At 56.0% G+C, this 6,891-nt stretch carries 7 protein-coding genes; all 7 read left to right on the top strand.

From position 1 onward, the window contains the following. On the top strand, positions 1 to 331 hold a 331-nt coding region (locus tag IEY70_RS21145; RefSeq protein WP_189066582.1), incomplete at its 5' end, for a transposase. A gap of 112 nt (positions 332 to 443) precedes the next feature. Continuing rightward, positions 444 to 1,034, top strand: a complete 591-nt coding sequence (locus IEY70_RS18930) for an alginate O-acetyltransferase AlgF (protein WP_189066581.1) — start codon at positions 444 to 446, stop codon at positions 1,032 to 1,034. Between the two features lie 10 nt (positions 1,035 to 1,044). Further along, positions 1,045 to 2,466, top strand: coding sequence for an MBOAT family O-acyltransferase (locus tag IEY70_RS18925; RefSeq protein ID WP_189066580.1), 1,422 nt, complete (start codon positions 1,045 to 1,047; stop codon positions 2,464 to 2,466). 11 nt (positions 2,467 to 2,477) lie between these two features. Continuing rightward, complete coding sequence (locus IEY70_RS18920; protein WP_189066579.1) at positions 2,478 to 3,569, top strand: alginate O-acetyltransferase AlgX-related protein; 1,092 nt, start codon at positions 2,478 to 2,480, stop codon at positions 3,567 to 3,569. Between the two features lie 2 nt (positions 3,570 to 3,571). Next, complete coding sequence (locus IEY70_RS18915; RefSeq protein WP_189066578.1) at positions 3,572 to 5,260, top strand: alginate O-acetyltransferase AlgX-related protein; 1,689 nt, start codon at positions 3,572 to 3,574, stop codon at positions 5,258 to 5,260. 15 nt (positions 5,261 to 5,275) lie between these two features. Continuing rightward, the gene (locus IEY70_RS18910; RefSeq protein WP_189066577.1) at positions 5,276 to 5,692 is read left to right on the top strand and encodes a hypothetical protein; all 417 of its coding nucleotides are present in this window, start codon (positions 5,276 to 5,278) and stop codon (positions 5,690 to 5,692) included. Positions 5,693 to 5,722: 30 nt separating this feature from the next. Then, positions 5,723 to 6,820, top strand: coding sequence for an IS1 transposase (locus tag IEY70_RS21140; protein ID WP_229778089.1), 1,098 nt, complete (start codon positions 5,723 to 5,725; stop codon positions 6,818 to 6,820). The last annotated feature ends 71 nt before the right edge of the window (positions 6,821 to 6,891 follow it).

Here is a 6,891-nt window from a genome sequence, read left to right as displayed (position 1 = left end):
GCGCTGCACACGTGCGAAATCCGGAGTGAGGACTCTTGGCTTCCCTGATCGCGTGACATTTGAAGCGCTGCAGAACGCCAGGGAACGAGCAGGACAAGCGGAGTTCCACCTGGCCTACAGAGATCGCGCAGGGATTGAGGCGACCGTGTCACAGGGTGTGCGCCGCTTTGGTGTTCGAGTGGCACGATATCGAGGAAGAGCGAAGGTGGCACTCCAAGAACTCTCGGCCGCGACAGCAATGAACATGGTACGCGCAACCCAATGGCTCGCCGGAGAGCGCCCGGAGAGCACGTATCGCACCCAATTTGCTCGACTACAACCAGCACACTGAATTCGCCAACAGAGTCTAGTTCCAGCCAACTACCCTGTGTGGGATCAGGTTCCAATCAGAGGGTACGCAGATTCCGAACAATGAGAAAAGAGACAGTGTACGGTAAGGGTCTATGCGGACCCCTTTCCTTTCGGCTGCTCTTCTCCTCTCGTTCGCTGCCGCGCAGGACACCGGGTTGTACGACCCAGCCCCCCCTGCCGACAGCGCCTTCGTGCGCGTCCTGAACGCCCCGACCGCCACCCTCGGCAGCAAGAGCGTCACCGCCGAGAAGGGCGCGGCCAGCGCGTACGTCGTCATTCCCCAGGGCGAACTCACCGCCAAGCTCGGCACGGTCAGCGGCAAACTCAAGGTCGAGGCCGGGAACTTCTACAGCGTCGCCCTGCAGGGCAGCAAGCTGGTCCTTCTCAAAGATGAGGGAGCTGAGAACCGCGCCAAGGCCGTCCTGACCATCTACAATCTCAGCAAGACGGCCAGCGTCGACCTGAAAACCGCCGACGGCAAGACCGCCGTCGTGACCGGCGTGAAACCCGGCGAGAGCGGCAGCCGCGCCGTGAACGGCATCACCGTCACCCTCGCCGCCTTCAGCGGCACCAGGCACCTCGGCAGCATCAAGGAACTCAAGCTCGAACGCGGTAACGCCTACGCCCTGGTCCTCACGGACAGCGGCCTGACCATCACCCAGAGCGCCACCAAGACGAAGTAAGGCGCCTGCTGTGGTCTTCAGCAGTAACGTCTTCCTGTTCCTGTTCCTGCCGATCTTCCTGATCGTCTACTACCTCCTCCCCTTCAAGGGGCGGAGCGCGTGGATTCTGATCGGCAGTTACGCCCTGTACGCCTGGTGGCGGCTCGACTTCCTCTGGCTGCTCGTCGCCATCACCGGTGTCGCATATCTGTACGGCCTGATCCTCGAGAAGCAACCCGACGGGGCCCGGCGGCGCTGGACCCTCATCAGCGCCATCGTACTGAACCTCGGGGCGCTCGCGTACTTCAAGTACGCGAACTTCGGCATCGATTCCTTCAACGCTGTCACGCAGTCGTTCGGCCTCCAGCCCTTCAGCTGGACACCGATCCTGCTGCCCATCGGCCTGTCGTTCTTCATCTTCCACGCGATCAGTTACATCGTCGACGTGTACCGCCGAGAAGAGAAGGCCACTCATAACCCGCTGGACTTCGCGGCGTTCATCGCGCTGTTCCCGCACCTGATCGCCGGACCGGTCCTGAAGTACAACCTGCTCGCCGATCAGTTCCGCAGCCGCACGCACACCATGGAGAAATTCTCCTACGGCGCCACGCGCTTCATGACTGGTTTCGCGAAGAAAGTCCTGATCGCAGATTCCATCGCGCCGCTCGTGACTGCGACCTTCAACCAGCCCAACCCGACCATGGCGGACGCCTGGCTGGGCGCGCTGGCGTACACCCTGCAGCTGTACTTCGACTTCAGCGGGTACAGCGATATGGCCATCGGCCTGGCGGCCATGATGGGCTTCAAGTTCCCGGAGAACTTCAACCACCCGTACATCTCCCGCTCCATCACGGAATTCTGGCGCCGCTGGCACATGAGCCTCAGCTCCTGGCTGCGCGAGTACCTGTACATCAGCCTGGGCGGCAACCGGTACGGGCGGGCGCGCACGTACCTGAACCTGTGGCTGACCATGGTCCTGGGTGGCCTGTGGCACGGCGCGAACTGGACGTTCGTGCTGTGGGGCGTCTGGCACGGCAGCATCCTGGCGGTCGAGCGGCGCATGAAGGAAGCGAGCCTCTGGAAGCCCAGCCCGGCGTGGCTGACCATTCCGGGCACGATGATCCTGGTGATCATCGGGTGGGTGATGTTCCGCGCGGACAGCGTCCCGGACGCCTTCCGCATGTACCGGGGCATGCTCGGCTTGAACGGCGTGTCGCTGAGCGACACGCTCGCGTGGCAGGTCAAACCCAGCGTGCTGGTCAGCATGGTCCTGGGCGGCCTCCTGGTGTACCTCGCTCCCTACTGGGGAAGCCGGGTCGGGGATGTGGGAAGCCGCTTGTTGCGCCCCCGTCTGGCCGTCGGGGCGACCGTGGTGCTGTTGCCGCTGTTCGTGCTGGCGATCATGAAACTGTCCGCTCAAAGCTACACTCCTTTCCTTTACTTCCAGTTCTGAGGTGACCTGACATGACTGAATTTGCGCAGGACACCGTGAAACCCAATGCCGACAACCCATCGGCCCCTGCCGTGCTGCACTGGCTGCCTGCCGCGTTCCTGCTGGGCGTGGTGGCCGTCGGTGCGGTCCTGACAGTCCTGACGCCCACGGTGCGGCAGTGGCCGCAGGGGAAAGACGTCGTGACCGGGGAAGCCATGCTCACGTACGAGAAAGAGAACCTCGACGCCAGGGTGCCCTGGCGGGACGCCAGCGTGAACCTGTGGGGCGGCCTGAACGCCCGTCTGTTCGGGGAGGCCCGCGACGGCGCCCTGATCGGCAAAGAGGGCTGGCTGTTCACGAGTGAGGAGTACCAGACCTCCGCTGAGGATGCTGCCGAGATTCAGGGCAAACTCGCGTACATCCAGGAGGTGCGGGACGAGTTGAAGAAGGACGGCGCGCAACTGGTCGTCGCCCTGATCCCCTCGAAGGCCCGCGTCTACGCGGACCAGACGAAAGCGAAGGTGCCCGCACAGACCGCGCCGCTGTACCAGTCGTTCCGTGCGGACCTCCAGAAGGCCGGGATTCCCGCACCGGACCTGCTGACCGCGTTCGAGAGGGCCAAAACCGAGGACCTGTTCTTCAGAACAGACACCCACTGGACGCCGACCGGTGCCCAGGTTGCCGCGCAGGCCATCGCGCCCGTCGTGACGGAGTTGGGCCTCGATCTGCCCGCCGCCGAGTACGCCGCGCAGACGCAACCGGAAGTGTCACGCGCCGGGGACCTCACCCGTTACGTGCCAGGGGACAATCTGGTCGATGATGTCAGTCCCATCACCTACGAACGCACAGATGAGGGAGGAGGTGGTCTGTTCGGTGACGAGAGCATCGCGGTGACGCTGGTGGGCACGAGCTACAGCGCGGAGACGAAAGACAACGTCTGGCACTTCGACGGAGCGCTGGCCGCCGCACTGGGCACGGAGGTGCTGAACATGGCACGTGAAGGCAAAGGACCCATCGTGCCGATGCGGGAGTATCTGACCAGCCCTGAACGCAAGGACAATCCCGCGCAGGTTGTCGTTTGGGAGATACCCGAGCGGTTCCTACGCGTTCAATACGGAGATTAATCATGATAACGCAAAGAGTAACGATAGGGATCAGCTTGCTTCTCGCTATCTCATTCAATAGAGCCGGAGCGCAGACGATCGAGATATGCGATAAGGCTAAATTGGGCGCAAACTCACTGATTGAATCCAATGAGGGATGGCTACTAAGATCCAATCCCCTTCGGCCAACACTAGACCTCTCGCAAGGCCGCAGGCTTGACGTTAATGAAAGACGAGCAATAACGGCATTAGCTAGGTCTTTCAAAAGAAATGGGACCGATATAGTAATGGTCCCAATACCCCAGCGCGGTGTTTTGGCACACCTTTCATCAAATAAATTCGAAACACTTGCTATTTATGATTCAGCTAAAGCCCTGAATTCATATCAAGAATTTGTTAGACAAGTTCAGATTCTAGGATTCAAAGCGGTTGACATATCAAAACTTGACAAAGTAGGCCTCCAAAACTTTGCGCTTCGCAGAGATCATCATTGGGGATCTACAGGAGCTAAACTGAGCGCTGAGTCGGTCGTTCAAATTCTATACCCGAGTAATTCAACACAAGCATACACTTTGCAAAAAACAAGAGATGCGGTAATTTCTGGCTCCGTAAGCCAGGTATTAAAAGACAATTGCGGAACTTCACAAGCACCGGAGATGGTGGAACAATTTCAGGCAGTTTCAGCCGAAAAACAAACAGACCTCTTCTCAGACGAGGAGTTAAACGTTGTTTTTGGGACAAGCAATACCGCAAGTAAAGAATTTAGTTTTGTAGAATTTATAAAGTATTTCTCAGGTCAAGACTTCGTAAATCTCGGTTTGGTTGGTGGCAATACCTTTGGATCAATGGAAGACTGGTTTTCATCCAAAAAACTATCTATGCCCGACAAAGCCGTCTGGGAATTTGAGTATACGGTAGCCGCAAATAAAGATTACCCCGACTATTCATTTGCAGTCAAAGGATGGGAGATAGCAGCCCGCTTGTCAGCGGTATGCGAAGATAAGCCTTTGCAAAAGCGATCCGAGAACGGCTTTACTATCTTACCATTCAATAAAGATAAGTATTCCGTTACACTCCTAGATATAAACGACAAGACATTAAAGTCTATTGATTACACAATAAATGATGTCGTCACCGGCAAACTAGCAAAATCACTGCGTCTAAATAACGATGACGGTAAATACTATTTTGTCAATACACTGCCAGATATGCCAATAAGCGGAGATTTAAAAATTAAAATAAAACCAGAGCTGGTCGAGGCATATAAATGCCGCTTCCCAGAAGAAATACTCTCAAATATCAACGTAATCAGCGACGAATCGATCGACCTCATTGATTCAAGCAGAGAATCCGACTTCTATACTCAAAACTTTTCTACTTTAGAAAGAGGGTCAAACAGATGGTCGCTTGGCAAATTGAGCATGATCTCATTTTCTGGTATAAAAAACAAGCTGTATAAAGTAAATTTAAGTGGGGCCTTGCCTATGAAAGGCCAAAAAATCTCCGTATTCATAAACGGAAAAAATATTTCAAACTTCAGTAAGGATTCTGGAGCAGTTTTTAATCTGGAACAGTCTTTCCAGTCAACTGGCGATGACTCAGTAGTAATTCTGTCGAACATGAGCAACAGTACGGATGGATTTGCCCCCGGAGATAAAAGAGATCTTGCAGTCAACTTTACTAAGTTTAATATCATCCTCCAAAATCGCTAAAACCCAGATGGGAACATGAAGCATATAACCGGTTTATTAATTTTGACATGTGCCATGCTCGCTACGCATTCTAATGCTCAGACGGAGTCTATTCTTCCGAATTCCCCGATCCTTATGTCTCAGCTTAATGAGAAATGCAAATCCGGCCTATTGAAAAAAGATGTAGGTTTTTTTAAAAATTATATTGCCCCATACGGCAACGAGTGGCGTAAAGATTGGTATAAAAGCTCTCCTCAAATAATATCAGCATTTTCCAGCAATATACGGGAGGTCCAAAAGATTTTCAAAAATAAGAATATCGAAATTGTTTTGATCCCCATTCCCATTAGAAGCACTATATTAGATTCTATCGATGAACCAGATAGACAGGAGATGTTAAAAATTTATGCTGACTTTATGGTAGTTGGCTGGAACTATGCCCGACACCACTGAAATGGGAGCGTCCGGGGCGTATCCCCGGACGTGTCAAAAGAGCTCCCACTCGAACATTTCGTCTGTCAGAACCCTGCCTGTCCAGTCCAACACCGCGCTCAGCAGGGAAACATCAAGCTCAGCCGACGATACGGCCCTTACCACCGACGACTCCTCAAATGCACCACGTGCGGCACTGAATTCAGTGAACTCAAGGGCACGCCCTACTGGAACGCACGCTGCTCCCAGGACACCGTCGACGCCGTCGTCAATCACGTCACCCACGGCAATAGCTTCATCACGACCGCTGAACTGGTCGGCTGTCACCGCACCACGGTCGCGCGGATCGTCCGCACCGCCGGAACCCACGCACAGCACCTCCACGACCTGAATGCTCGTGACCTGCAGGTCACGAGCATTCAGGCAGACGAGCGCTACGGATTCGTCGGCCGCAAGAAGGAGCCCGCCTGGGACGCGACCGTCATCGACCCCAGCAGTAAGTTCCTGATCCAGGGCGAGGTCGGCGAGCGCACGGCTACCCTGACGCGGTCATTGCTCGTTCAGGCCAGAGAACGCCTCGCTGATCCTCATGGACTGGTCCTGTTCACTGATGGTTTTCTGTCGTACCAGACGTTATTCCCTGAAGTATTCGGCAGGCCGTACCGGCCTGCGAGACAGGGAACGCGGGGGCGATTCCCGAAGACGGCTTACCGGGTCCCGCGATCCTCGGCTCACGTACGGATCATCAAGGAGTATTCCGGGAAGCGGGTCGTGAGCGTCCGAACCGAGATCGCAGCAGGGACTCGCACCCGGGTACACGAAGAACTGCAGCGGTTGGGCTACCGGAAGCCCAACACCTCCGCCGTGGAGCGTCAGAACGCGACGCCGAGACGGATGAATCCCCACCTGGCGAGGAAAAGCCTCGCATTCGCGAGGCTGACGGTCCACCGGGTGAGTCTGGCTCATCTGGTCCAGGGGGCCTACAACTGGTGCCGAACGCAGCGTGGTCTTCGGAAGAAGCTTGACGTCCCGAAGGGACGTCAACGGTACCTGCAGCGCACACCGGCGATGGCGATTGGGCTGACCGATCGCGTTTGGACGCTGCGCGCGTGGCTGTCACGGCCTCAAGGCGTTTCCTGTCGGGCATAGTTCGACTTTGTTGGCGAATTCAGGTGATAGCTCCCAGACTCCGCATTTCTCGTTGCCGAGTCGTGATGCTC

Source organism: Deinococcus seoulensis, from assembly GCF_014648115.1.
Taxonomy (GTDB): domain Bacteria; phylum Deinococcota; class Deinococci; order Deinococcales; family Deinococcaceae; genus Deinococcus; species Deinococcus seoulensis.
The sequence above is the reverse complement of the archived record's forward strand: the minus strand, read 5'-3'. Positions and strand labels throughout refer to the sequence as shown.

Bases quoted from the DNA above. Each gene is read 5' to 3' on its own strand.
- IEY70_RS18930 (WP_189066581.1), top strand. From the start codon at position 444: ATGCGGACCCCTTTCCTTTCGGCTGCTCTTCTCCTCTCGTTCGCTGCC.
- IEY70_RS18920 (WP_189066579.1), top strand. From the start codon at position 2,478: ATGACTGAATTTGCGCAGGACACCGTGAAACCCAATGCCGACAACCCA.
- IEY70_RS18915 (WP_189066578.1), top strand. From the start codon at position 3,572: ATGATAACGCAAAGAGTAACGATAGGGATCAGCTTGCTTCTCGCTATC.
- IEY70_RS18910 (WP_189066577.1), top strand. From the start codon at position 5,276: ATGAAGCATATAACCGGTTTATTAATTTTGACATGTGCCATGCTCGCT.